Origin of the sequence: Flavobacterium glycines, assembly GCF_900100165.1 — a bacterium.
GTDB classification, from domain to species: Bacteria; Bacteroidota; Bacteroidia; order Flavobacteriales; family Flavobacteriaceae; genus Flavobacterium; species Flavobacterium glycines.
Genome location: NZ_FNEO01000003.1, coordinates 21,330 through 46,743, shown reverse-complemented (window position 1 = coordinate 46,743; position 25,414 = coordinate 21,330). Strand labels below are relative to the sequence as shown.

The 25,414-nt window shown below is 33.1% G+C and carries 25 protein-coding genes; 8 read left to right on the top strand and 17 right to left on the bottom strand.

Annotated features, from left to right (window positions below; translation table 11 throughout):
• Nucleotides 1–104 precede the first annotated feature (104 nt).
• Nucleotides 105–296 (top strand): hypothetical protein, encoded by a 192-nt coding sequence (locus tag BLR17_RS10020; protein ID WP_066323821.1) that lies wholly within the window; start codon nucleotides 105–107, stop codon nucleotides 294–296.
• Here the strand turns inward: BLR17_RS10020 and rimK are convergent.
• Together rimK and BLR17_RS10010 are read right to left on the bottom strand one after the other, a co-directional pair.
• Nucleotides 277–1,671, bottom strand: a complete 1,395-nt coding sequence (rimK, locus tag BLR17_RS10015) for a 30S ribosomal protein S6--L-glutamate ligase (protein ID WP_139068305.1) — start codon at nucleotides 1,669–1,671, stop codon at nucleotides 277–279. The genes BLR17_RS10020 and rimK overlap by 20 nt on opposite strands.
• 129 nt (nucleotides 1,672–1,800) lie before the next feature.
• A complete protein-coding gene (locus BLR17_RS10010) occupies nucleotides 1,801–4,350 on the bottom strand; it encodes an ATP-dependent Clp protease ATP-binding subunit (protein ID WP_066323824.1) in 2,550 nt (849 codons plus the stop codon).
• A gap of 256 nt (nucleotides 4,351–4,606) precedes the next feature.
• On the opposite strand from BLR17_RS10010, the gene gyrA reads away from it, so the two are divergent.
• The 3 genes from gyrA (at nucleotide 4,607) to BLR17_RS09995 (ending at nucleotide 9,315) form a co-directional block, all read left to right on the top strand.
• Nucleotides 4,607–7,249, top strand: coding sequence for a DNA gyrase subunit A (gyrA, locus tag BLR17_RS10005; protein WP_066323826.1), 2,643 nt, complete (start codon nucleotides 4,607–4,609; stop codon nucleotides 7,247–7,249).
• Between the two features lie 41 nt (nucleotides 7,250–7,290).
• On the top strand, nucleotides 7,291–8,565 hold the full coding sequence (locus tag BLR17_RS10000; protein ID WP_066323828.1) for a tetratricopeptide repeat protein: 1,275 nt from the start codon (nucleotides 7,291–7,293) through the stop codon (nucleotides 8,563–8,565).
• A gap of 168 nt (nucleotides 8,566–8,733) precedes the next feature.
• Nucleotides 8,734–9,315: a 5'-methylthioadenosine/S-adenosylhomocysteine nucleosidase family protein gene (locus BLR17_RS09995; RefSeq protein WP_066323830.1), complete on the top strand. Its 582-nt coding sequence runs from the start codon at nucleotides 8,734–8,736 to the stop codon at nucleotides 9,313–9,315.
• On the opposite strand, the gene BLR17_RS09990 is transcribed toward BLR17_RS09995, so the two are convergent.
• From BLR17_RS09990 to BLR17_RS09945, 10 genes are all read right to left on the bottom strand, one after another.
• Nucleotides 9,312–9,785, bottom strand: coding sequence for a hypothetical protein (locus BLR17_RS09990; RefSeq protein ID WP_066323834.1), 474 nt, complete (start codon nucleotides 9,783–9,785; stop codon nucleotides 9,312–9,314). The two genes, BLR17_RS09995 and BLR17_RS09990, sit on opposite strands and share 4 nt — an antisense overlap.
• Nucleotides 9,786–9,969: 184 nt before the next feature.
• Nucleotides 9,970–10,710 (bottom strand): acyl-[acyl-carrier-protein] thioesterase, encoded by a 741-nt coding sequence (locus tag BLR17_RS09985; RefSeq protein ID WP_066323841.1) that lies wholly within the window; start codon nucleotides 10,708–10,710, stop codon nucleotides 9,970–9,972.
• A 113-nt stretch (nucleotides 10,711–10,823) separates the two neighbouring features.
• Entirely contained in the window at nucleotides 10,824–11,420 is a 597-nt protein-coding gene (locus BLR17_RS09980) for an outer membrane beta-barrel protein (protein WP_066323851.1), read from the bottom strand.
• Nucleotides 11,421–11,422: 2 nt separating this feature from the next.
• Nucleotides 11,423–12,085 (bottom strand): Ig-like domain-containing protein, encoded by a 663-nt coding sequence (locus BLR17_RS09975; RefSeq protein ID WP_066323853.1) that lies wholly within the window; start codon nucleotides 12,083–12,085, stop codon nucleotides 11,423–11,425.
• Between the two features lie 48 nt (nucleotides 12,086–12,133).
• Complete coding sequence (gene miaA / locus BLR17_RS09970) at nucleotides 12,134–13,051, bottom strand: tRNA (adenosine(37)-N6)-dimethylallyltransferase MiaA (protein ID WP_066323855.1); 918 nt, start codon at nucleotides 13,049–13,051, stop codon at nucleotides 12,134–12,136.
• Between the two features lie 86 nt (nucleotides 13,052–13,137).
• Nucleotides 13,138–14,499: an exonuclease domain-containing protein gene (locus BLR17_RS09965; RefSeq protein ID WP_066323857.1), complete on the bottom strand. Its 1,362-nt coding sequence runs from the start codon at nucleotides 14,497–14,499 to the stop codon at nucleotides 13,138–13,140.
• A gap of 76 nt (nucleotides 14,500–14,575) precedes the next feature.
• Nucleotides 14,576–14,947, bottom strand: a complete 372-nt coding sequence (locus BLR17_RS09960) for a four helix bundle protein (RefSeq protein ID WP_066323970.1) — start codon at nucleotides 14,945–14,947, stop codon at nucleotides 14,576–14,578.
• Between the two features lie 62 nt (nucleotides 14,948–15,009).
• The gene (locus BLR17_RS09955) at nucleotides 15,010–15,693 is read right to left on the bottom strand and encodes a YggS family pyridoxal phosphate-dependent enzyme (protein ID WP_066323860.1); all 684 of its coding nucleotides are present in this window, start codon (nucleotides 15,691–15,693) and stop codon (nucleotides 15,010–15,012) included.
• Between the two features lie 27 nt (nucleotides 15,694–15,720).
• On the bottom strand, nucleotides 15,721–16,608 hold the full coding sequence (locus BLR17_RS09950; protein WP_066323862.1) for a 3-hydroxyacyl-CoA dehydrogenase family protein: 888 nt from the start codon (nucleotides 16,606–16,608) through the stop codon (nucleotides 15,721–15,723).
• Between the two features lie 87 nt (nucleotides 16,609–16,695).
• A complete protein-coding gene (locus BLR17_RS09945) occupies nucleotides 16,696–17,661 on the bottom strand; it encodes a Gfo/Idh/MocA family protein (RefSeq protein WP_066323865.1) in 966 nt (321 codons plus the stop codon).
• Between the two features lie 124 nt (nucleotides 17,662–17,785).
• Here BLR17_RS09945 and BLR17_RS09940 point away from each other — a divergent pair, with 124 nt between their 5' ends.
• Nucleotides 17,786–18,427 (top strand): protein-L-isoaspartate(D-aspartate) O-methyltransferase, encoded by a 642-nt coding sequence (locus BLR17_RS09940; protein WP_066323972.1) that lies wholly within the window; start codon nucleotides 17,786–17,788, stop codon nucleotides 18,425–18,427.
• A 10-nt stretch (nucleotides 18,428–18,437) separates the two neighbouring features.
• On the opposite strand, the gene smpB is transcribed toward BLR17_RS09940, so the two are convergent.
• Nucleotides 18,438–18,893: an SsrA-binding protein SmpB gene (gene smpB / locus BLR17_RS09935; protein ID WP_066323867.1), complete on the bottom strand. Its 456-nt coding sequence runs from the start codon at nucleotides 18,891–18,893 to the stop codon at nucleotides 18,438–18,440.
• A gap of 69 nt (nucleotides 18,894–18,962) precedes the next feature.
• On the opposite strand from smpB, the gene BLR17_RS09930 reads away from it, so the two are divergent.
• The gene (locus BLR17_RS09930; protein ID WP_066323869.1) at nucleotides 18,963–19,190 is read left to right on the top strand and encodes a VF530 family protein; all 228 of its coding nucleotides are present in this window, start codon (nucleotides 18,963–18,965) and stop codon (nucleotides 19,188–19,190) included.
• An 8-nt stretch (nucleotides 19,191–19,198) separates the two neighbouring features.
• Here the strand turns inward: BLR17_RS09930 and BLR17_RS09925 are convergent, their stop codons facing one another.
• Nucleotides 19,199–19,756 (bottom strand): DUF3575 domain-containing protein, encoded by a 558-nt coding sequence (locus BLR17_RS09925; RefSeq protein WP_066323871.1) that lies wholly within the window; start codon nucleotides 19,754–19,756, stop codon nucleotides 19,199–19,201.
• 105 nt (nucleotides 19,757–19,861) lie between these two features.
• Entirely contained in the window at nucleotides 19,862–20,716 is an 855-nt protein-coding gene (locus BLR17_RS09920; protein WP_066323872.1) for an aldose 1-epimerase family protein, read from the bottom strand.
• Nucleotides 20,717–20,869: 153 nt separating this feature from the next.
• Between BLR17_RS09920 and BLR17_RS09915 the strand changes: the two genes are divergently transcribed.
• Both BLR17_RS09915 and cmk read left to right on the top strand, forming a co-directional pair.
• Nucleotides 20,870–23,125: a M1 family metallopeptidase gene (locus tag BLR17_RS09915; RefSeq protein ID WP_066323879.1), complete on the top strand. Its 2,256-nt coding sequence runs from the start codon at nucleotides 20,870–20,872 to the stop codon at nucleotides 23,123–23,125.
• 144 nt (nucleotides 23,126–23,269) lie between these two features.
• Nucleotides 23,270–23,956 carry a (d)CMP kinase gene (cmk, locus tag BLR17_RS09910; RefSeq protein ID WP_066323881.1) on the top strand — a complete coding sequence of 229 codons (687 nt, stop codon included), beginning with the start codon at nucleotides 23,270–23,272 and terminating at the stop codon, nucleotides 23,954–23,956.
• A 52-nt stretch (nucleotides 23,957–24,008) separates the two neighbouring features.
• Here the strand turns inward: cmk and BLR17_RS09905 are convergent, their stop codons facing one another.
• Together BLR17_RS09905 and BLR17_RS09895 are read right to left on the bottom strand one after the other, a co-directional pair.
• The gene (locus BLR17_RS09905) at nucleotides 24,009–24,446 is read right to left on the bottom strand and encodes an Hsp20/alpha crystallin family protein (protein ID WP_066323975.1); all 438 of its coding nucleotides are present in this window, start codon (nucleotides 24,444–24,446) and stop codon (nucleotides 24,009–24,011) included.
• A 477-nt stretch (nucleotides 24,447–24,923) separates the two neighbouring features.
• A complete protein-coding gene (locus BLR17_RS09895) occupies nucleotides 24,924–25,328 on the bottom strand; it encodes a hypothetical protein (RefSeq protein WP_066323885.1) in 405 nt (134 codons plus the stop codon).
• Nucleotides 25,329–25,414: the final 86 nt, after the last annotated feature.

Here is a 25,414-nt window from a genome sequence, read left to right as displayed (position 1 = left end):
AGTAATAATAGCATTTAGAAAAGTACGACTACTTTCAGCGCTTCTTTGGATTTTTTGAACAAAATGTTGGATTTACACTTTAATTTTTTTCAAAACAGTCAACAATGAAAAATTATATATATTTTTGTCAGAAAATTATAGTTTTTGCTTTTATGAAAAAAACCGCTGGGATTGCATGTTTTTTTATTGTATTAATTGCGGTTATGGGGTCTGGTTCTCTACTGGCTAATACTATAAGTAGAGATGTAAATAGTGATGGAACTCTTTCTATACTGTTTATTGTTCTTTCTGTTTAGCTGTTGCGTCTAATTTGAAATTCTTTTCAATGGCTTTAATCATTTCTTCGGCAATGTCTTTATTGGTTGCTGTTTCGATTCCTTCCAGTCCGGGAGAAGAGTTTACCTCGAGTAATAAAGGTCCTTTTGTTGATCGAATGATGTCTACTCCGGCAACTTTTAAATCCATTGCTTTTGTGGCTCTGATGGCTATTTTCTTTTCTTCCGGAGTGGCTTTGATTACGGAGGCTGTTCCGCCAAGATGAATATTGGCTCTAAATTCGCCAGGCATTGCCTCACGTTGAATTGTAGCGACCACTTTTCCATCAACGACAAATAGGCGCAGATCTTTTCCGTTTGCCTCTTTGATGAATTCCTGAACTAAAATATTTGCATTTAAACTTTTGAAGGCATTGATAACACTTTCGGCAGCTTTTTTAGTTTCGGCTAATACAACTCCTTTCCCCTGAGTTCCTTCTAATAATTTGACAACTAATGGCGGCCCTCCCACCATTTTAATTAAGTCGTCAGTATCTAACGGTGAATTAGCGAATCCGGTTGTAGGGATTCCAATTCCGCTGTGAAGTAGCAATTGCAAAGAAAAGAGTTTGTCTCTGGATTGGGTAATAGCAGTTGAGGAATTGAGACAAAATACATTTAAGGCTTCAAATTGTCTGGTTAAAGCACAGCCATAAAAGGTAACGCTTGGACGAATCCGGGGTATAATTGCGTCAAATTCATTCAGTATTTTTCCTCCACGATAATGAATTTCGGGTTTTTTAGCATCCAGTTTTATGTAGCATTCTTTGATATTCAAAAAATGCATTTCGTGACCACGCATTTCTCCAGCCTCCATGATTCTTTTGTTACTGTATAATTCAGGATTGCTTGCCAATAAACCGATGCGTAATCCGCTAGGCATTTTTTCTGAATTTTTGTAGATTTCCTTTAGATTGTCGCTACTTGGTTGTCCTAATAAAAATTGTTGTTCGGGATCAACTAAAAGTCTTCCGCTCATAGCTTCACGACCTAATAGCATTCTATAGCCCATGGTGTCACGATTAGTCAGGGTCATTTCTATGGCCCAGCTGGTATCTCCAATTTTTAAATTGGTTTGAATAACATAGCGTTGTTCTCTGAAGCCGCTGGAGCTTTTTACCACTCTTTTGTCAATTAAAGGTGCTTCGCAATGAATAATTGTTTTAGAATTGTTTTGTATAGGGTTGAGGTCAAATTTAACCCAATTGGTTTCATTTTTTATAAAAGGAGCAATATTGATGGCGTGCAGGGCTGAGGTTTTAGCTCCCGAGTCTACTCGGGCTTTAATAACCGGAATTCCTAATTCAGGAAACGAACACCATTCTTCACTACCTACGATAACTTTATTCATTGTAATTTTTATTGAAATCTTAAAAGCTAAAACTACTTATTTGTATTTCAAATAAAAATAAACCAGTGTTAAATAAATAAACCCGTTATGTTATGAAAACGTAACGGGTTTGTTAATGAAAAAGGATAACAATTTTTATAGATTAGTTGTTTCTCCTGCTTTGTTAATTTTTACATTTAGTTCTTGAGAACCTTCTTCGATATCCATGAAAATTTCGTCACCGGCTGCAATTTTTGAAGTGATTATTTCTTCAGCTAAAGCATCTTCAACGTATTTTTGAATGGCTCTTTTTAGAGGTCTGGCTCCAAATTGTTTATCGAAACCTTTTTCGGCAATAAAAGCTTTTGCTTCGTCTGAAAGTTTTAAAATATATCCTAAATCAGCTATTCTGGCGTATAATTTTTTCAATTCGATTTCGATAATCAAATCGATATCGTGTTTTTCTAAAGCATTGAATACAATTACGTCATCAATTCTGTTTAAGAATTCAGGGGCAAATGTTTTCTTTAAAGCGTTTTCAATGATGCTTTTCGAATTGTCATCTGCCTGAGCTACTTTAGCAGCGGTTCCAAAACCTACTCCCTGACCAAAATCTTTTAATTGTCGTGCTCCTACGTTAGAAGTCATGATAATAATAGTGTTTTTAAAGTCGATTTTTCGGCCTAAACTATCTGTTAGGAAACCATCATCAAGAACCTGTAACAACATGTTGAATACATCCGGATGTGCTTTTTCAATTTCGTCTAAAAGCACCACTGCATAAGGTTTTCTACGAACTTTTTCAGTTAATTGTCCGCCTTCTTCGTATCCAACATATCCCGGAGGAGCTCCGATTAAACGGGAAATAGCAAATTTTTCCATGTATTCACTCATGTCAATACGTACTAAGGCGTCTTCAGAATCAAATAATTCTTTCGCTAAAACTTTCGCTAATTGCGTTTTTCCAACTCCTGTTTGACCTAAGAAAATAAACGAACCAATTGGTCTGTTTGGATCTTTTAATCCGGCACGGTTTCTTTGAATAGAACGGGCAATTTTAATCACTGCTTCTTTTTGTCCAATAACCTTGCTTTCAATTAGTTCAGGTAATTTAGCTAATTTATTACTTTCGGTTTGCGCTATACGATTTACCGGAATACCTGTCATCATCGAAACCACATCGGCTACATTGTCTTCGGTTACCAGAATTCGATTGCTTTTAGCATCTTCTTCCCATTGTTCCTGAGCAATAGCTAAATCTTTTTCAAGACGTTTTTCGTCATCACGAAGTTTAGCAGCTTCCTCGTATTTTTGTTTTTTAACTACAGCATTTTTCAATTCTCTAATTTCTTCCAATTGACGTTCTAAGTCTAATATTTTCTTAGGAACTTCAATGTTAGTAATGTGTACACGAGAACCTGCCTCATCCATAGCATCAATAGCTTTGTCCGGTAAAAAACGTTCCGACATATATCGGTTAGTTAATTTAACGCATGCTTCGATAGCTTCTGGTGTATAAGTTACGTTGTGATGGTCTTCGTATTTGTTTTTAACATTGTTCAAAATGGTGATTGTTTCTTCTACAGAAGTAGGTTCAACAATGATTTTTTGAAAACGTCTTTCTAAGGCACCGTCTTTTTCAATGTACTGTCTGTATTCGTCAAGGGTTGTTGCACCAATACATTGGATTTCACCTCTGGCTAAAGCAGGTTTAAACATGTTTGAAGCATCAAGTGAGCCTGTTGCTCCACCAGCACCTACGATAGTGTGAATCTCGTCAATGAAAAGAATGATATCATCATTTTTTTCTAATTCGTTCATCACGGCTTTCATGCGTTCTTCAAACTGTCCTCTGTATTTTGTACCGGCAACTAAACTTGCTAAATCTAAAGTAACTACTCGTTTGTTAAATAAGATTCGGGAAACTTTCTTTTGAATAATTCGTAAAGCTAAGCCTTCAGCAATAGCAGATTTACCCACTCCTGGTTCACCAATTAATAAAGGGTTGTTTTTTTTGCGACGACTTAGAATTTGGCAAACTCGTTCAATTTCTTTTTCGCGTCCTACAACAGGATCCAATTTTCCTTCTTCTGCCATGTCAGTTAAATCTCTACCAAAGTTGTCTAAAACAGGGGTTTTGGATTTTTTATTGGACTTATTAGCAGGGTTGTTGAAATTACCTTCTTTTAGACTGTCATCTTGTCCTAAATCGTCATTATAAGAGTCTGTTGCTCTTGGTAAGTTTTCTAAGAATTCTTCTTCGTTTGGTGTCATATTTAAATATTGTTCTTTGGCTACGTCATAATCTATTTTTAGTTTATTCAATAGCTTGGTTGTAGGATCGTTTTCATTTCTTAAAATACATAGTAACAGATGTGCTGTACTGACCGATGGGCTTTGGAAAACTTTTGCTTCTAAAAATGTTGTTTTTAAAGCGCGTTCCGCCTGACGGGTCAAATGCAGGTTTTTCTTTTCTAAATTACTATCTATTCCGGGGATTGCAGGGCTTAGGATTTCTACCTTTCTACGTAAATGATCCAGGTCTATAGATAAGTTGTTTAATATCTGTATTGCTTTACCATTACCATCTCTAAGGATACCAAGCATCAAGTGTTCTGTCCCAATGAAGTCATGACCCAGTCGTAAAGCTTCTTCTTTACTGTAGGTAATAACATCTTTTACTCTTGGTGAAAAATTGTCATCCATAATGTTTATTTCTAGTATTGTAAATTTAGTGAATTACTAATTGAAAAACAAAAACCGTACCTAAGTACTTATGTCAGCTAATTGACAAAAAAAATGAGAAAAAAGCTTGTTTTTTCTGTGAAATTAGTAAACAAAAGCGGTGTTTACTTTGTTAATAAATCGTTGAAATTAGTGCTTTGAAAAGCTTTTAGAAATTTCAAAAATCCGTATATTGGCACGTTTTGAAACGAAATATAATTAATTAATATAACAACTTATGTCTGAAGGAGAAAAGTTAATTCCTATTAACATAGAAGATGAAATGAAATCAGCTTACATCGATTATTCGATGTCGGTAATTGTGTCAAGAGCGCTTCCTGATGTTAGAGATGGTTTGAAACCTGTGCATCGAAGAGTACTTTATGGAATGTATGATTTAGGAGTAACTTCAAGATCTGCTCATAAAAAATCGGCAAGAATTGTTGGGGAAGTTTTAGGAAAGTACCACCCACACGGAGATACATCAGTATATGACACTATGGTGCGTATGGCACAGGAGTGGAGTATGCGTTATTTATTAGTTGATGGTCAGGGTAACTTTGGTTCTGTTGACGGTGATAGTCCGGCTGCAATGCGTTATACCGAGGCCAGAATGAAAAAGATTTCAGAAGAAATCCTGGCTGATATTGAAAAAGAAACCGTTGATTTTCAACTGAATTTTGATGATACATTATATGAGCCAAAAGTAATGCCTACACGTGTTCCTACTTTATTAGTAAATGGAGCTACTGGTATTGCTGTAGGTATGGCTACTAATATGCCTCCGCATAACCTTACTGAAGTTGTAAATGGTACATTGGCTTATATTGATAACAATGAAATTGAAATCGATGAGTTAATGACTCATATTAAAGCTCCTGATTTTCCAACCGGAGGTGTAATCTATGGCTATGAGGGAGTCCGTGAAGCTTTTAAAACAGGTAGAGGGCGTGTAGTAATGCGTGCTAAAGTTGTTTTTGAAGAAGTTGACGGAAGAGAGTGTATTGTAGTAACTGAAATTCCTTATCAGGTTAACAAGGCAGATATGATTAAGCGTACTGCTGATTTAGTTAACGAGAAAAAGATTGAAGGAATCGTTAATATTCGCGATGAATCGGATAGAAATGGTATGCGTATCGTTTATATTCTGAAACGCGATGCAACACCAAATGTAGTTTTAAATACCTTATTTAAGTTTACACAATTACAATCTTCTTTTAGTGTAAATAATATTGCATTGGTAAAAGGCCGTCCTCAAATGTTGAATCTGAAAGATTTGATTCATTATTTTGTGGAGCACCGTCACGATGTAGTTATTCGCAGAACACAATTTGAATTACGTAAAGCCGAAGAAAGAGCACATATTTTAGAAGGATTGATCATTGCTTCGGATAATATTGATGAAGTAATTGCGTTAATCAGAGGTTCTAAGAATACAGAAGAAGCACGTGAGAAATTAATTGAAAGATTTAAACTTTCAGATATTCAGGCAAGAGCAATCGTTGAGATGCGTTTGCGTCAGTTAACAGGTCTGGAACAGGACAAATTACGTGCTGAATATGAAGAGTTGATGAAGTTAATTGATCATTTAAAAGCTTTATTAGCTGATGTAAATTTAAGAACGGATTTAATTAAAGAAGAATTAATTGAAATTCGTGAAAAATATGGTGATGAACGCCGTTCGACTATTGAATATTCCGGTGGCGATGTAAGTATCGAAGATTTAATTGCCGATGAAAATGTGGTAATTACTATTTCACATGCAGGATACATTAAACGTACGAACTTATCCGAATACAAAACGCAAAATAGAGGAGGAGTAGGACAAAAAAGTGCCGGAACCAGAGATCAGGATTTCTTAGAGCATATGTTTGTGGCTACAAATCATCAATATATGATGTTCTTTACTCAAAAAGGAAAATGTTTCTGGATGCGTGTTTATGAAATTCCGGAAGGAACTAAAACTGCTAAAGGAAGAGCAATCCAGAATTTGATTAACATCGAAAGTGATGATAAAGTAAAAGCATTTATCTGTACTCAGGATTTAAAAGATCAGGATTATATTAAAACCCACAATTTAGTGATGGTAACTAAACAAGGTCAGGTTAAGAAAACTTCTTTGGAGAAATATTCTAAACCAAGAGCTAATGGTGTTGCTGCAATTACTATTAAAGAAGGTGATGAATTATTAGGTGCTGAATTAACAAACGGTGAAAGTCAAATTATCTTAGCGGTCAAATCCGGTAAGTTAGTTCGTTTTGAAGAAACTAAAACCCGTCCAATGGGAAGAACAGCTTCCGGAGTACGTGGAATTACTTTAAAAGATGAAACCGATGAAGTGATTGGAATGGTTACTGTTGATAAGAATGATATAAGCGATTCTCAAATTTTAGTTGTAACTGAAAACGGATATGGAAAACGTACGAAGTTAGTTGACGAAGACGGAGAAGATGTTTACAGAATCACGAACCGTGGAGGAAAAGGAGTTAAAACACTTAATATCACAGAGAAAACAGGAAAATTAATTTCGATAAGCGCGGTTACTGATGCCGATGATTTAATGATTATTAATAAATCAGGATTGACTATTAGAATGGCAATTGAAGATTTAAGGGTAATGGGACGTGCTACTCAGGGAGTTAAGTTGATTAATCTGAAAGGGAATGATTCTATCGCTGCTGTTGCCAAAGTAATGAAAGATGACGAGGAACAAGTAGTAGTTGACGAAGATGGAAATGTGATTGAGGATGCTGCAATTGAAAGAGTGAAACCAGTTTTGGAAGTCCTGGAAGATGAAGGTGTTGTTGAAGATGACGATGAAGATGATGATGAGACTCCTGAAGATGAAGATGACGATTCTGAAGATGATGACGAAGCATAAACTATAATCAAAATAAATTATAAATATTAAAAATGAATATTATGAATGGTAAATTTGTAATGCTATCATCAGCTTTATTGCTGTCTGTTGCAGTATTTGCTCAGAAAAAAGAATTAAAAGCTGCTGATAAAGCTGCAAAAAGTGGTGATATGAAAGAAGTATTAGCTGTTTTGAAAACTGCTGAACCGTTAATGGCTAATGCCACTGATGAAGAAAAAGCGCAGGCTTTGTTTTTAAAAGCAAATGCTTACTTGGATTTTGTTGATAAAAAAGTAGATACTGAAGCTAATATGAAATTAGCAGCAGATGCTTATAAAGAGTTAATTGCAGCTGAAAAAGCGTCTGGTAAATTAAAGTATTCCGCTCAGGCAGCAACTTCAATCACTAAAATCAGAAATTTATTGATTAACAGTGGTGTAGCTGCAACTAAAGCAAATAATAATATTGAAGGTGCTCAAAAGTTGCATGAAGCTTATTTGTTAGACAAAAAAGACACTATTTATCTTTATTATGCAGCTTCAACATATGTGAGTGCTAAAGATTATGATAAAGCAATGGAGTTGTATACTGAATTGAAAAAATTAAATTATTCAGGAAAAGGAAAAGAATTTCTTGCTGTAAGTAAAGTTAACGGAGAAGAAACTGCTTTTGCTTCTGCTGCAGAGAGAGATAAAGCAGTGAAGTTAGGCACTCATGAAAAACCCAGAACTGAAGAAATTCCATCTAAAAGAGGAGAGATTTATAAAAACATGGCTCTGATTTTAGTTGAAAAGGGACAAATTGCTGAAGCAAAACAAGCTGTTGCTGACGCTGTAAAAGCAAATCCGGAAGATACTTCATTGAAATTGACAGAAGCTAATTTGTATTTGCAAACAAAAGATTTTGATAAATACAAACAAATCATTACTGAGGTATTAGCAAAAAATCCTAATGATGCTGGATTAGTGTATAATTTAGGTGTTATTGCAGCTAGTAATAATAATAATGAAGAAGCAGAGAAATATTATAAAAAGGCAGTTGAGTTAAAACCTGATTATTTAAATGCTTATATCAACCTGGCAGTTTTGAAATTACAAAATGAGAAAGTACTTATTGAGGAAATGAATAAGTTAGGTACTTCTGATAAAGACACTAAGCGTTATGATGTGCTAAAAAAGAAAAGAGAAGATTTGTTTAGAAGTACTTTACCTTATTTGAAAAAAGCTTATGAGTTAGATCCTGAAAATGCGGATATTATTAAAACCCTTTCAGGAGTTTACGGGGCTTTAGAAATGACAGCTGAGAAAAATGCTTTAAAAGCAAAAATGAAAAAATAATTATTTAATTATTTACAAAAAGCCATCTTTGAGATAATCAAAGATGGCTTTTTTATTTCAGAGTGACTATAATATCAAAGACTATTATTTAATTTGTAATTTTGCAGCCTAAAAAAATGTAAACTCAGTATTGAGTGACTTTAATTCCAAAAACAGCATTTCAAATAAATGATAACAATAAATAAAAACAAACGATTTCCAATAGAAAATGTACTTTTTGTATTTGCTTTAGAAATGGAAGCGGCAAAAGTATTTGAAAATCATAATACTTTGTTTGTAGGGGTAGGGAAAGTAAATGCTACTTATCAGTTGACAAAAGCAATTCATCAAAAAAAACCTGATTTAATAATTAATTTAGGTTCGGCAGGAAGTAGTAGTTTTAAAAAAGGAGATGTTGTTTGCTGCACTCAATTTGTTCAACGTGATATGGATGTTAGTGGTTTAGGCTATGAACGATACGTAACTCCGTATACCAATCTGCCTTCGGTTTTAGAGTACGGTTTACATATGGAAATGCTTCCTCATGGTATTTGTGGAACAGGAGATAATTTTGAAATGGGACATACTGAAACAAAATATGATGTTGTTGATATGGAAGCTTATGCATTAGCAACTATTGCTATGAAAGAAGAAATTCCTTTTTTGTGTCTCAAATATATTTCTGATGGAGCCGATGATAATGCTGCTGAAGATTGGCCGGTTTTAGTGCATAAAGCAGCAGTAGCTTTTGGGGAACTGTTCCAAATTTAATTATTCTGAAATTTGTCGACCCAATCAGAAGTTTTTATTGCCGAAACAAGATTGTCAGCATTCATAAAAACACGTAATTCTTTATTAGCTACTTTTTTTGTGTATAAAGCTTTAAATCGATAAACCACCGTTTGATCGTGCGTGTTTTGATATACTTCTGCTAATTGAAGGTCAATGAAACTGCCGTACCACATTCTGTATTTCGCACAGGTTTTGGATAGTTTTTCGATGGTTATATTGTTAATTACGGATTGCGTTGCTTCGTTAGTAGTAAAAGCTTTGAATTTAGAAGTGTTACAGGTCATTAAAACGCGTTTGCCTAATTCGTAGGCTTTGTTTTTTTGACTGTTGTTAATTTGGGTTGGGGTTAATTTTACAACTTCATCAGCTTTAGCCTCTTTTTGATATGCTTTTTTTGATTTACAAGCTACTAAAGTTACCAGACATAAGATTAGAATTATTTTTTTCATTTTAGTTTTTTTATTTTCTATACTTTCTAACGATTAATGTCTATGTATAGTATAAAAAAACATTTAATGTTTATCCATTAAACTAAATCCCGGTAATTTTTGAAATGATTTTCAATAGTGATATTTCTAAATTTAAAATGAAATAAAATAGCCGGGCATAAAAATTCAGCTTGACTTTAGAAAATTACTTCAAATTCAATTGCAGTGCATAGCAGTTTTTGTCTTCTTTGGTAATGCTAAAAACAATGCAGTCATCGGAAACATTTTCATGTATAACAACCTGATCTCGAAGTGAAAGTTCTTTCATAAAGTTCATTTCAAAGCTTTTTATTTTTTGTTTCAAAATAATGTTTTCATCCACTAAATCCATGCACCATTCCAGATATTTGACATTGTTTACGTGATTTACAATATCTAAATCGGATAAGATAACGGTTTTGCTGAAGATTTCTTCTTTTTCGGGATTGATGTCAATTTTAGAAAATCCTTCCTGAGTTGCTTTAATTTCAGGAAAAAGTTTGAAATGATCGTGAGTTAAGCTGAGTAGCTCCGGTCGACGTGTTTTGGTATTAAAAACTGCCCAAAAAGTCTCGCAACCCACAATCTTTTTCCCATTTACATACATTTCCAATGCACGCACCGAACGTGAATTTTCTAAGCTGTTTATCCAGGTTTTTACCGTTACGGTATCTTTCCATTTCGGTAAGGCGTTAATTTCAACTCGCATTCTGCTCAAAACCCAAGCCTGGTCAAATTCCTGCATATCGCTAAAGCTAATACCACCCATCTCAGCGTGTTCAGCTGCGGTAAGTTGCAATAAATTGCATAATTCGGTATATTTTAAACTTCCTGATGGCAAACATTGGGTGAAATTGATTTCAAAGTCTTTGTTTAGTATGGAAGTGAAATTAGCTGCTATTGGCATTGTATTTTGTTTTTTTGACAAAATAAGTAATTTAATAAAAACTAACGAAGTATTTTTTCTTATTATTTGTATTGATTAGTTTTTCTAAATTTCGGTTGTATTGTTAGTTTGTTTTAATTTATTTTAACTCCAATATTTAATTGTATTGTTTTAGAATTATCATAAAAAGAAACAAATTCAGAATTTGTATTTATATCATATTTTGAAGAAACATAACTTACTCCTGCAAATGCAAAAATTGACTGGGTTAATTTATAGTTTGTATTGAATCCAATTCTGAAATTAGTTCCGTCTTGATGTCCAAAATTTCTATCTCCAGATTTGAATTTTAATTTTACGGAACCCATACCTAAATACGGTTGTAAATTAAAATTATTAGAGAATTTAATTTGATATCCTAAGAGTCCATGAAAAGTAGAATATTGTGTATTGTTGATGTTTCCCGCTCTTGTGATGTCTGTAACTGAATAATTGATATATTCATATCCTATTCCTACATGAAAATGTTTCAATTCGATACAATCAAAATTGATTCCTAATCCAATGTTGGGTTTATTAGCTTTGGATAAATAATTATCACCAAAGCTATTAGGGATAATACTATATAGACTAAATTCAGGTTTGAAAGCTAGTAGAATACTTTTGGTGTTTTTTTCTTGTCCATAAGAGAGCTTTATACAGAATATTAAAATGAATAGTATATATTTCATGATTAATAGTTAAGGTTATAAATTACAGGGGTATCATTTACAGGAATGATAACTGTTTCTTCTTTGGATACGATAGTAGAATTGGAATAATCGATGATCGTATATTTTAATGTGATATTTTGATTTTTAATTACATTATAAAATGTTTCTATAGAATCAGAATTGTCTGGTAAAGGATTTAGATTAATATAGAAATTAGGCAATTTCCCTTCTATCATGATGTTTTCCAATCGTTTGTTTGTGGAAGTTTTGTTTAAGATTAATTTTAGATTAGTAACAGATTCTTTTTTGTATATAGTGATTTTATTTAGATCCAGTTTGTAGTTTTCAAAATTATTTTTTTTAGCTCTAAATTCTTTTTCCTGAAATTCATTTGTTTGATTGATTAGATTGTTGATTGAAATAGAAATTTCGTTATCATTTTTTGGTGCAGGAAAAATTAAGGTAAAATTGCCATCTTGATTTGATTTACCGTAGGAAATTAAATCGGAACTACTAAGAATAGAACCACCTCCATCTATTGTAATTTCAATATCTTTATCAGGAAGAGAATTCCCATTTTCATCAATAAGCTTTCCGGTTAACACAATTTTGGTTTCGCCATCATATTGTATTTCGCAGGAAATTAGGCATAATAGAAAACAAATAAATAATATCTTTTTCATATCAAGTCAATTTGATTGAGTTAAAGATATTATTTTTTTGTAAGAAGTTTATGCTTTTAGTTTTATGAAATCAATAATTTTTTCTTTGTCTGTTAAATAATTGAACCATTTGGTATTTTCATCGCGTTTGAACCAGGTTAATTGACGTTTTGCAAAACGACGGGTGTTTTTCTTGATTTCTTCAATGGCAAATTCCAATGAGTATTCTTTATCAAAATAACTAAATAATTCGCGATAACCTACGGTTTGAAGTGCATTCAGCTCTTTATTTGGATACAAATTCTTAGCTTCCTGAAGCAAACCTTCATTCATCATAATGTCTACCCGTTGGTTGATGCGGTTGTACATCACATTTCTTTCGGCTTCTAAGCCAATAAGAATGGGAGTAAAGCTTCTTTCGTTTTTCTTTTGATTTAAAAAGGAAGAATAAGGTTTCCCTGTCCCTATACAGACTTCTACAAATCGCATCATCCGTTGCGGATTGAGTAAGGTTTGCGGATTTTCGACAGTAATTTTTTCAAAATAATCTGGATCTAGTTTTTTGAGTTCATCTTGTAAATAACCAATGCCTAACTTTTCATAATTAGCATTGACTTCCTGACGGATAGTTGCATCGATTTCGGGGAAATCATCAAATCCTTTTAGGATAGCATTGACATACAAACCGGAACCGCCAACTAACACTACATAATCATTGGTTTTGAACAATTCTTCAATGGTTGCAATAGCTTCTTTTTCGAAATCACCTACGGTATAATTTTCAAAAATGGATTTGTTTTGGATAAAATGATGCTTTGCGGCAGCCAATTCTTTCGAATTAGGAACAGCAGTTCCAATAGTCATTTCCTTAAAAAACTGACGGCTGTCGCAAGAAACAATTTCGCAATTATAATGATTAGCTAATTGTATGCTTAAAGCCGTTTTTCCGATGGCTGTTGGTCCGATTATAGTAATTAGGTGTTTCATGTTTGATTTCTAAGGAATACAGTGTTGAAAAACTAAATTCTTAGTAAGTTTTATACTTGTAAATTTTAAAAACAAGATTATCTTTTTTAAAAATGAATAATTTTTAAGGATTTGTTTTTTCTAATGTATGCCTGAATAATACGTTGAATTTCTTTATTACTTTCCATAGGAACCAATATGTTTTTCAAAATATTAGGATTGGTAATTTGGTAATTCAAATCATAAAAAGCATATCCTTTAAAAACACCATTTTCGATCAAAATAGCACTTCTTTCGTTGATATTTCTACCGCGGTCAATGATAATCATGTTTTTATTATCAAGACTGTTTTTATCAATGAAATTTTGGATGCGTTCGTTGTATTCTGAGGCTGTAATCTTACCTACACAAGCACCATCGCACTCATTAATTGTATGCTGGAAACAATGTGTTCTAGTTTCATATAAACCGGTTAATTTTTGGCATAAATGGTAATTGGCTGTAATACGGAACAAGGCATTTTTAGCGTCAGCAGCATTGGTGTAGGAGATGATTTCCTTTTTTCGACCATCGATTTTTTGTAGTTTTAAACGTAAATAACCTTCATTATCTTTTTCAGAATAAATAGCCCATGAAAAATGATTCTTTTTTGCCGATCTGTTGTAGACCGGTTTGTTGATTTTAATTTCCTGCGATTCTTTTATTAAGGCTATGAGTTCATTTCCAGTTTCTTCATAAGTTACGGTAAAGACTTCGGCCTGTATTTTTTTTGCGCTACGGGTAATTCCTGTAAAGTGCTGGTTGACTCTTTTTTTGATATTTCGGCTTTTGCCAATAAAAATAATTTTACTTTCTTCGTTATGAATGTAGTACACTCCTGTTTTTGAAGGTAAGCTAGTAATAATGTCTAATAATTTTGGAGCAATTCCTTTTTGGATTTCTGATTTAATCAAACCGCTGATGATTGCTTTTTCGACATCTTTATCCAAAAGCATTTTAAACAATTTTACCGTAGCCATGGCGTCACCACTGGCACGATGTCTGTCGGCCATTGGGATTCCCAGAGCACGAACTAATTTTCCTAAACTATGGGAAGTTTGTTCCGGTAATAGTTTTTGAGATAAGGCTACAGTACAAAGTGTTTTAGCATTAAAATCATAGCCTAAACGACGAAATTCAGTTCGTAAAATACGATAATCAAAATCAGCATTATGCGCCACTATGATGCAGTCGGTGGTCATTTCAATGATGCGTTTGGCAACTTCATAAAATTTAGGTGCCGAACGTAACATAGCATTGTTAATCCCGGTAAGTTTTACCACAAAAGGCTGGATAGGAATTTCGGGATTAACTAAACTGATGAACTGATCAACAATTTGATGACCGTCAAACTTATAGATAGCAATTTCGGTAATCCCTTCTTCGTTGAATTGCCCTCCGGTAGTTTCTATGTCTAATATTGCGTACATATTCAATTTCAATGTCAAAAATCAATTTCAATATCAAAAAATCAATTCTTGAAAATTGTAATTGAAATTGCTATTGTTATTCTTTCTTGTTGTTTATCATTTTTGAAGCGATTGCGATAAGTTCTTCAACTTCTGTCAAAAGCCATTTTCTTTCTTCTGATTCCCCTTCTTTAATATAATCAAGAACTTTTAATGAATTTCTGGATTCTTTGAGTTCTTTTACAGCTAATGAAACTTTAAAAATAAAATCTTTGCTGGTTATTGTTCCTTGTGCTTCACCATAATTGAGTGCTGCGCTTCCGGAAGATCTAATCAATTGGTTTTTGTAATAATCCAATTCAAAAGTTTTATCTAATTTTCTAACAAAGAAAATACTTTCTCCTGCAAAACGAACCAATCTATCTTCTAAATTATAAATTTTATCAAAATTAGGTTCGTTAACTTCCATATTAACTTTTTTTAATTGAATTTTGTTATTGCAATTGCTTTTTGCAATTGACATTGCCATTGCTATTGATAATTGCGATTTCCAAAAATACTACTTCCTACCCGAATCATTGTACTGCCACATTCGATAGCTAATTTATAGTCACCTGACATTCCCATTGAGATAGTATTCAGTTGGCAGTTCCGATAGTTATCGGAATCAGTATTCAGCGATTGCAGTTTGTCAAAAATAGATTTCAAATGGGTGAATTCTTTTCGAATTTGCTTTTGGTTATCGGTGAAAGTTGCCATTCCCATGAGTCCTAAAATACGAATGTTTTTCATTTCCTGAAATTCATTTGAATTTAAAAGTGCTGAAAGTTCTTCTTCGTTAAGACCAAATTTAGTTTCTTCTTCTGCAATGTGCATTTGCAATAAACAATCGATAATTCGGTCGTTTTTTAAGGCTTGTTTGTTGATTTCCTGTAATAATTTCAAACTATCCACACCGTGAATCAAGCTCACAAATGGAGCCATAAATTTTACTTTATTCGTCTGAACATGGCCTATCATGTGCCATTGGATGTCTTTAGGCATGACTTCCCATTTTTCAACCATTTCCTGGATTTTGTTTTCACCAAAAATACGTTGACCGGCATTATAGGCTTCCATTAAATCCGAAACAGGTTTGGTTTTTGAAACCGCAACTAAGGTTACGTTTTCGGGTAAAGTGGATTTTATATCGTGTAAATTAAATTGTATTGACATCTTAAATGAATTGTTGAAATAATTGATTTAAAGAAACTGTTTAGCAACTTTTTCGGCTTTTTTATTTTTGGAATAATCATAAAATCCTTCGCCAGATTTTACTCCTAATTTTTTAGCATTGACCATATTAACTAAAAGCGGGCAAGGGGCATATTTAGGGTTTTTAAAACCATCATACATCACATTCATAATCGAAAGACAAACGTCTAAACCAATGAAATCAGCTAATTGTAAAGGTCCCATTGGGTGCGCCATACCTAATTTCATTACGTTGTCAATTTCGCTCACTCCGGCTACTTTATTATACAGGGTTTCGATGGCTTCGTTAATCATGGGCATCAAAATTCTATTAGCTACAAAACCCGGATAATCATGAACTTCAACGGCACTTTTATCTAATTTCTTTGCCAAATTCATGATGAATTCTGTGACTTCATCGCTGGTATTATAACCGCGAATGACTTCCACCAAAGGCATAATAGGCACCGGATTCATAAAATGCATACCGATAACCCGTTCAGGGTGCGCCACCACAGCAGCAATTTGTGTAATGGAAATAGAGGAAGTGTTAGTGGCGAAAATAGTATTGTGAGAACAGTACTCGTTTAGTTTTCTAAAGATTCGAAGTTTTAAATCCAGATTTTCGGTAGCGGCTTCGATGACCAAATCGGCACCAACTACACCATCTTCAATATCAGTATAACAAATAATGTTTGAAATGGTTTTCATTTTATCTTCGGCAGAAATAGTTCCTTTAGCAAGCATTCTGTCCAGATTCGTAAAAATAGTGGTCATGCCTTTTTCCAAAGCTGCTTCGGAAATGTCAATCAATTTTACGGTAAAACCATTTTGGGCAAAAGTATGAGCTATTCCGTTGCCCATAGTTCCTGCACCTATTACTGCTACTATTTTCATCTTTTTAAAATTGATATTTATAATTTTAGCCACAAATTCACTAATGAATAGGTGAATTTGTGGCTAATTTATTTTTGAAATTTTAAATTATTTTTTGAAACAATCGATAATCTGATAAGCTACTCTTAAAGCTTCAGTCGCCTGATCTAAGGTTACAATTGGCGTTGTATTGTTGTTGATAGCATCGGCAAATGTTTCCAGTTCGTCTAAAATAGCGTTGTTTTGCGTTACTTCAGGATTCGAAAAATAGATTTGTTTCTTTACACCTTCGGCATTTTGTAAAATCATATCAAAATCACCCGGAATTTCAGGAGCATCTTTCATTTTTACTACTTCGCATTTCTTTTCTAAAAAGTCAACCGAGATATAGGCATCTTTTTGGAAAAAACGTGTTTTACGCATATTTTTCATCGAAATTCGGCTCGAAGTTAAATTGGCTACACAACCATTTTCAAATTCGATTCGGGCATTGGCAATATCCGGAGTATCGCTGATTACCGAAACTCCGCTGGCGCTGATGTTTTTTACTTTTGAATTGACAACGCTTAAAATAACATCAATATCATGAATCATCAAATCTAAAACCACAGGAACGTCAGTGCCACGAGGATTGAATTCCGCTAATCGGTGCGTTTCTATAAACATAGGGTTTTCAATCATGTTTTTAGTAGCAATAAAAGCAGGATTAAAACGCTCAACATGTCCTACCTGTCCTTTTACATTGTATTCTTTTGCTAAAGCAATAATTTCTTCGGCTTCTTCAATGGTATTTGAAATGGGTTTTTCGATAAAAACATGCTTTCCTGATTTTATGGCAGCTCTGGCGCATTTGTAGTGCGAAAGGGTAGGCGTTACAATATCAATAACATCCACTGCGTGAATTAATTTGGCTATGGTGTTGAAGTTTTGGTATCCAAATTCTTTTGAGATTTTTTCGGCGTATTCCTGGTTTTCGTCATAAAAACCAACTAATTCATATTTTTCAGATTGTTGTAATAAACGCAAATGAATTTTTCCCAGGTGACCGGCACCTAAAACTCCTACTTTAAGCATGATAATGTATTTTTAACAAAAGTAGGAAATTCAAATTAAAATAATAGTATAATTGATTTGGATTTTGGATTTTGCTTTTTGGATTTTTTACTGTTATTTTTACAAAAAAAATAAACCCTTAACATTGAAAGATACAGCCAAACATCAAGGACTTCGCAATCAATTAGTAAGCACTTTACAACAAAAAGGAATTACTGATTTAGCTGTACTTGATGCGATAAAAAAAATCCCAAGACACCTTTTTTTGGAATCCGGTTTTCAAGATTTTGCTTATCAGGACAAGGCATTTCCTATAAGTGCCGGGCAAACCATTTCACAACCTTATACGGTAGCTTTCCAAACGCAATTGTTAGAAATAAAGAAAGATCATAAGGTTTTGGAAATAGGTACAGGTTCTGGTTATCAAACGGCTGTTTTGTGTTTGATGGGAGCTAAAGTGTATAGTGTAGAAAGGCAAAGTGAATTGTTTAAAAAAACTTCTGCTTTTTTACCTAAGTTGGGTATAAGGCCTAAGCATCTTACTTTTGGAGACGGTTATAAAGGATTACCAACATATGGTCCTTTTGACAGTATTATTGTTACAGCCGGGGCGCCATATATACCGCAGCCTTTGATGGCACAGTTAAAAATAGGAGGAAGACTGGTGATTCCACTTGGAGAAGAAGTCCAAATCATGACGTTACTTATTCGTAAAAATGAAACTCAATTCGAAAAACACGAGTTGGGCGAATTCCGTTTTGTTCCTTTGTTAGAAGATAAAAATTAAGGCTTTTAAATTAATTAAAAGCCTTTTTAATCCTGTCTAAATCCCTTTTGGTATCCTGTTCTTTTAAAGACTCACGTTTGTCGTAGTTTTTCTTTCCTTTGCAAAGTCCAATTTCAAGTTTGGCAATACCTTTTTCGTTTGTAAATAATCGCAAAGGAACAATAGTTAAACCTTTGGCTTGTACGCTTCTGGCAAGATTTTTTAGTTCTTTTTTGTTTAAGAGTAGTTTTCTTTCGCTTCTGGACTTGTGATTGAATTGGTTTCCAAAAGCATATTCTTCGATATAAGTATTGATAGCAAAGAGTTCGGTACCATTAAATTCACAAAAACTTTCTGCAATATTGGCTTTTCCTAAGCGGATAGATTTGATCTCAGTTCCCGCCAGTACAATTCCGGCAGTATATTTTTCGATTATTTCATAATCAAATCGCGCTCTTTTATTGAGTATGTTGACTGTTTTTAGCATAGTTACAAATGTAGAAACAATTAATAAGATTCCACAATTTTTCAGCGAAATTGAATTATTTTTGCTTTTATGGAAAAACAAATGTCAAATGATCCGCTTCACGGAATAACTTTAAAAGTTATTGTGGAAAAATTAGTTGATTTTTATGGATTCGATACATTAGCCGAATTAATATCAATCAGGTGTTTTACTCATAACCCCTGTATCAAATCCAGTTTGACTTTTTTAAGAAAAACTGATTGGGCTAGGAAAAAAGTAGAAGAATTGTATGTTAAATCTTTATCAAAGTTTCATTAAATATTGGCTTATAGTTGATATGAAATCATGATGCCTCCTCTGTATGGGAGCCATTCACCACTTCTGTTGTAATGCGTAGCAGTTTCATATCTTCCTGGTGTTCCATCTGTATAATATCCTTTGTAAAATCCTTGATGCCAACCGCCACCAACGAAAGCATCTAAAACAAATTTATCACTCAGTTTTCTTTGATAACCAATAGTTGCACCTATATGATATCCCAATCCTTCTTCATATTGATTTGTTCCCCAGTAATTCCATTTTTGTAATTTATAGACATCAGGACCTGCATGAAAACCAGCATAAAAACCATTGTATTTTTCTTTAAAATGATAGCGGTATTCCGGTGTTAACATGATGGTTTGCATTGGTTTGCCATCAAAAGATTTCCAAAATGAGGCAAAAACATCAACACTGAAAGTAGATTTATCACCAATACTTGTTTCTAATCCTATTTGAGGAACTCCTACTAAAGCTGAAAGACCATTAAGTTTCAGATAGGTCTGAGCGGATGTCGTTAATGAAAATAGAAAAATAAAATAAGACGATAATAGTGTTTTTTTCATAATAATTTTGAAGTGGTAATATTGAAATACACTGTCAATATTGACACAAATCTAATTATTTTTCTGTAATATATTTATTATAATTATGTTAATTAAAGTTGAATTTTACGTGATTTCAATACTGAATTTTGAACAAAAAGTTGCATCAGCTTCAATGATTTGAATTCCTTCTTTTTCAAAAAGATTACCATTGGATTCACTTGTGTCCGAATAACCATACCAAGGTTCAATACAAAGAAATGGAGCGTCTTTTTTAGTCCAAATTCCTAAATGTGGAAAACCATGAAAATGAATTTTTAAAAAAGGATTTTGATTTTTTAAAATACTTAGATTTTTTGATTGTAAATTTTTAAAAATCAAAGCGTCATTCACAAATAATTCATAGTTTAGCTCAACTAAATTATCTGTTTTTTCTAAAATTTTAGTTTTATTTGAAATCAAATCATTTTCTAAAAGATTGTAAACTAAAGTTTCGTCTTTTTCGAATTTTATAGCATAATCTTTAAAATTTCCATTTAGTGCAAATGCAGGATGTGCGCCTATTGAAAATGGTAATTTTGATTTAGTTTTATTAATGACTTTGTATTCAATGTTTAGTTTTTTGTCTTTAAGTGAATAATGAATTTGAAATTCAAAATCGAATGGGTAAACTTTTAAAGTTTCTTCACAGGATTGAATAGCAAAAGTGGCACTGTTTTCAGTTTGATTCGTTAATTCAAAAATCATATCTCGGGCAAAACCATGTCGGGGTAAATTGTAGCTATTGTTGTCAATTGAGTAGGTATTGTTTTTAAGTGTTCCTACAATTGGAAACAATACCGGAGAATGCTTTTCCCAAAATTCAGGGTTTCCTTCCCAGATGTATTCTTTATGTGTGATTATTGATTCTAGTGAAAATAATTCAGCTCCTTTATGGTTAATTTTTGCTGTGATTTGATTGTTGGATATCGTCGTTGTCAAAGTGATTGGAATTTTAAAGCATAGCTAAAGTAACTATATTTTGCAGAATAGATGAATGATTGTTAAATAATTTCTTAAAATTGAATTAAAGCCTAAAAAATATAAAAGTTGTATATCTTTTTTTTTATTAATTTGTAACAAATTGAAAAAAACATGAAAATAAATAGATTTGGTGCTGTTTTTCAAATAGCAATATTATTAGGGAGTTTTACTTTGTTAGCTCAGGAAACTACTTCTCAAAAACAAGTTTCTAATTATAATTATCGTGATGCTTTCGCACCATTTTTTTATACTAAAAATGGAACAGCTACTCGTTCGGCCAGCGGTCAACCTGGAGCGGAATATTGGCAAAACCGTGCAGATTATAAATTGACAGCTGTTTTAAGTGAGAAAACAAATGAAATTACAGCAACAGACGTTATTACTTACACCAATAACAGTACTGACGCTATGTCGTTTTTATGGCTGAATTTAGATCAAAACTTGTTTAGAGAAGACTCTCGTGGAGAAGCAATTGTTCCGGTTATGGGAAGCAGAAATGGTCGTCAGGGACAAATTTTTGACGGAGGACATAAAATAAAATCGGTTAAAATAACTAAAATAGATAATAAAAAAATCAACGAAGTTGAAGCTAAATATATCATAAGCGATACGCGTATGCAGCTTTTCCTTCCTGAAGAATTAAAGTCAAAAGGAGGGAAAGTGGAATTCAAAATCGAGTTTTCTTATATTTCTCCTAATGAAGGTTCGGATAGAACGGGGGTATTAGAAACTAAAAACGGAAAGATTTTTACCATTGCACAATGGTATCCGCGTATGTGTGTGTATGACGATATTAAGGGCTGGAATGTGAATCCTTATTTAGGAGCATCAGAGTTTTATTTGGAATATGGTGATTTTGATATTTCGATTACAGCTCCTTCAAATCATGTCGTTGTGTGTTCCGGAGAATTGACTAATCCAAATGAGGTTTTTTCGGCAGAAGAATTAAAAAAATACAATGAGGCAAAAGTTAGTGAAAACACGGTAATGATTCGTTCATTAGAAGGTGTTTTAGCAGCTAAAAATAATAGTACAGCTTCTAAAACCTGGAAGTTTAAATTGCTAAATGCTCGTGATGTGTCATGGGCTTCGTCGGCAGCTTTTATTTTAGATGGCGCCCGAATTAATTTACCAAGCGGAAAAAAATCATTAGCTCTTTCTGTTTATCCGGAAGAAAGTGCAGGAAAAGAAGCCTGGGGACGTTCTACTGAATATGTGAAAAATTCGATTGAAAATTATTCAAAAAGATGGTTTGAATATACCTATCCGGTAGCTACAAATGTTGCAGGTAATGAAGGAGGAATGGAATATCCGGGAATTGTATTTTGTAGCTGGAAATCCAAAGGAAAAAGACTATGGGGAGTTACAGATCATGAGTTTGGACACAATTGGTTTCCAATGATTGTGGGATCTAATGAACGTTTGTTTGGCTGGATGGATGAAGGTTTTAATACTTTTATTAATACTTTGAGTGATATTGATTTTAATAATGGGGAGTACAAGGATGAAAAAGAAGATATGCATGAAAGTGGAGCTTCTTATACTGATCCTGAATTAGAGCCGGTTATGACTTCACCTGATAATATGAAAGAAGCACATATAGGTGATTTGTGTTATTCTAAACCAAGTGCCGGTTTGGTAATTCTGAGAGAGCAGGTTTTGGGACCTGAGCGTTTTGATTTGGCTTTCAGAACTTATATCAAGCGTTGGGCATTTAAACACCCTGCACCGGATGATTTCTTCAGAACAATGGAAAATGTTGGAGGAGAGGATTTGAGTTGGTTTTGGAGAGGTTGGTTTCAAAATAATTGGAAATTTGACCAAGGAGTGAATGCAATAAAATATGTGAAAAATGACCCTTCAAAAGGAGTTTTTATTACTATTGAAAATTTCGAAAAATTACCTATGCCGGTTGTTCTTGATATTAAATTCAAGAGCGGAAAAGTAGACAGAGTAAAATTACCTGTTGAAATTTGGCAGAAAAATGTTGAGTGGACTTTTAAACATAATTCGACAGAAGAAATTGAAAGCATCACTTTGGATCCGGACCATGTTTTTCCGGACAGTAACGAAGAAAATAATATTTGGACAGCTGCTAAAGGATTAGTAGAAAAAGCTATTATAGCAGATGAATATTTAGGGGTTTATTCAAATTCCAGAGTTCCTTATAAAATTACGGTTACTGAAAAGAATACCTTTTTAAATGTAGATATTCCTGATTATGCTACTTTTACGGTGGAACCAATTGGAGAGAATATGTTTGAATCTAAGCGTACGGGTTTGAAATTTAAATTTAAAGAAGATAAATCCGGTTTTGATTTAATAGTAGGTGAAGACAGAACCATTCCTTTTACTAAAGTCAAATAATTTGTCTAATAAATTACAAGCGGCGGCTATTGAGAATTTCAATAGCCGTTTTTGTTTGTAATTATATCAGTGAAAACTTTGTTTGCTAAGCTCAAAAAAATGTACTTTTATTGCTTTTTACAATCAACTTAGAATAATTAGATTTTGGATAAAAAGATTACAATTGCAATTGATGGGTTTTCATCAACCGGGAAAAGTACTTTAGCTAAACAATTAGCAAAAGAATTGGGATACGTATATGTGGATACAGGAGCTATGTATCGTGCTATTGCTTTTTTTTCAATGCAAAAAGGCTATATAAAAACCGATTATCTGGATAGAGAATCCCTGATTAAAAGTTTGTCTTCTATTCGTTTGCAGTTTAAATTTAATTCCGATTTGGGGTTTGCTGAAATGTATTTAAATGGTGAAAATGTAGAAAAACAAATCAGAACCATTGAAGTTTCTAATTTTGTAAGCAAAGTAGCTGAAATTCCTGAAGTTCGTGCTAAATTGGTGGAACAACAACAGGAAATGGGAAAAAATAAAGGAATTGTTATGGATGGCAGAGACATTGGGACGGTTGTTTTTCCTGATGCTGAGCTTAAAATTTATATGACCGCCAGTGCGCAAACTCGTGCTCAAAGACGTTATGATGAGTTAATCCAAAAAGGTGATTCGGTTACTTTTGAAGAAGTGCTTCAAAATGTAGAAGAACGGGATTATATCGATACGCATAGAAGTAATTCGCCTTTAATCAAAGCGGATGATGCTATCGAAATAGATAATTCTAATCTGAACAGAGAAGAACAGTTCGAACTGGTTTTAGATTTGGTAAAACAAAAATCCTAAAGAAATATAAAAAAAAGAGTTAGTGTTGTGCTAACTCTTTTTTATTTCCGGTTTATTTGATGTCAATTAATTTAGGAGATTTTGGTTTTGCGGCTTCCTTTTTAGGGATGCTGATGGATAAAATTCCATTTTCATATTTGGCTGAAATTTTTTCTTCATCGACTAATTCCGGAAGTGTAAATGAACGGCTAAAAGACTGGTAGCTGAATTCCTGTTTGGTAATTCGTTCTCCGTCTTTAACTTCATTGTTTAGTTTTTTTTCAGAAGAAACGGTTAATAAATCATTATTCAGTTCAATTTTGAAATCTGATTTTTCAAATCCCGGAGCAGCCACTTCTACAAAAAAGAAGTCTTTGTTTTCTTTGATATTTAAAGAAGGTAGCGTGGTGTTGGTTTTTGAAAAATTGTCTCTATTCCAACTTTCAAAATCATTATTAAAAAATCTGTCAAATAAACTAGGCCATTGGTTTTGGTATCTAACAATTGTCATAATAATAAAATTTAAGTTAAACATTATTTTGTAGTTAGCTATACAAAGAAAATACCATTTGAAATAAACTGACAATAAGTTAGTTGTTGTGTTTTTTGATATGATTTTGTTTCTGAAAATTTTATTAATTTTTAAGAAAGAAATGTCAAATTTTCAGTTTTGGGATGGTTGTTTTTTTTTCGCAAACTTGTCATCCTGACGAAGGAAGGATCTCATCAAGTAATTCTGCAAAATAATTTATTTTTCGAGCTAAGCTTTGTGTGCACAGAATACAATTCTGCGCTAACGTTTTCTGTATATCCGAGCGATATGGTTGTACTTGTTTGCTAACTGTTGCGGGCACGGAAAACATTTCCGCGCTATCGGGGCTTTTTTTTATCGCAAACTTGTCATCCTGACGAAGGAAGGATCTCATTAAGTTTTAATAATTATGTTTAATTACCACACGAAAGGATTCTTGTGGCAGCGTGAGTTCAGTTATTTGTCTTTCCATTGTATTATTTCTAAAATTGCTAAAACTACTGCAATGAAAATACTAATTCTAGCAAACCATTTTGTGTATGGATATTCTTTAAGCATTTTTTGTGCTAGGTCTAAATCTATTTTCGATTTTTCAAATTCTATTCTTTCTTTTTCGGCAAGATATTTATCTTCTTCAATTATTTGCTTTAAAAAAGCTTCTCCTTTGTCGGTTATGGAGTATATAGAATCTCGATTATCGTCTTCAACTATCAAACTATTTCTTTCTAAAAAGTCAATATTTTGTATAAACAAAGTTCTGTCAAAATATCTGTCTATTTTTGGGTATAAATCTTGGTCTCTTAAATTGACAATGTTCTGTTTGAAAAATATCAAATGGTTTTTAACTTCATTGTTATTCATATTTCTGTCGGTGTTTTGGTTCTGTAAACTGAGGCATAACTTGTATATAGGTGAAACAAACTTTGTATATGCACCCGAAATCAGGT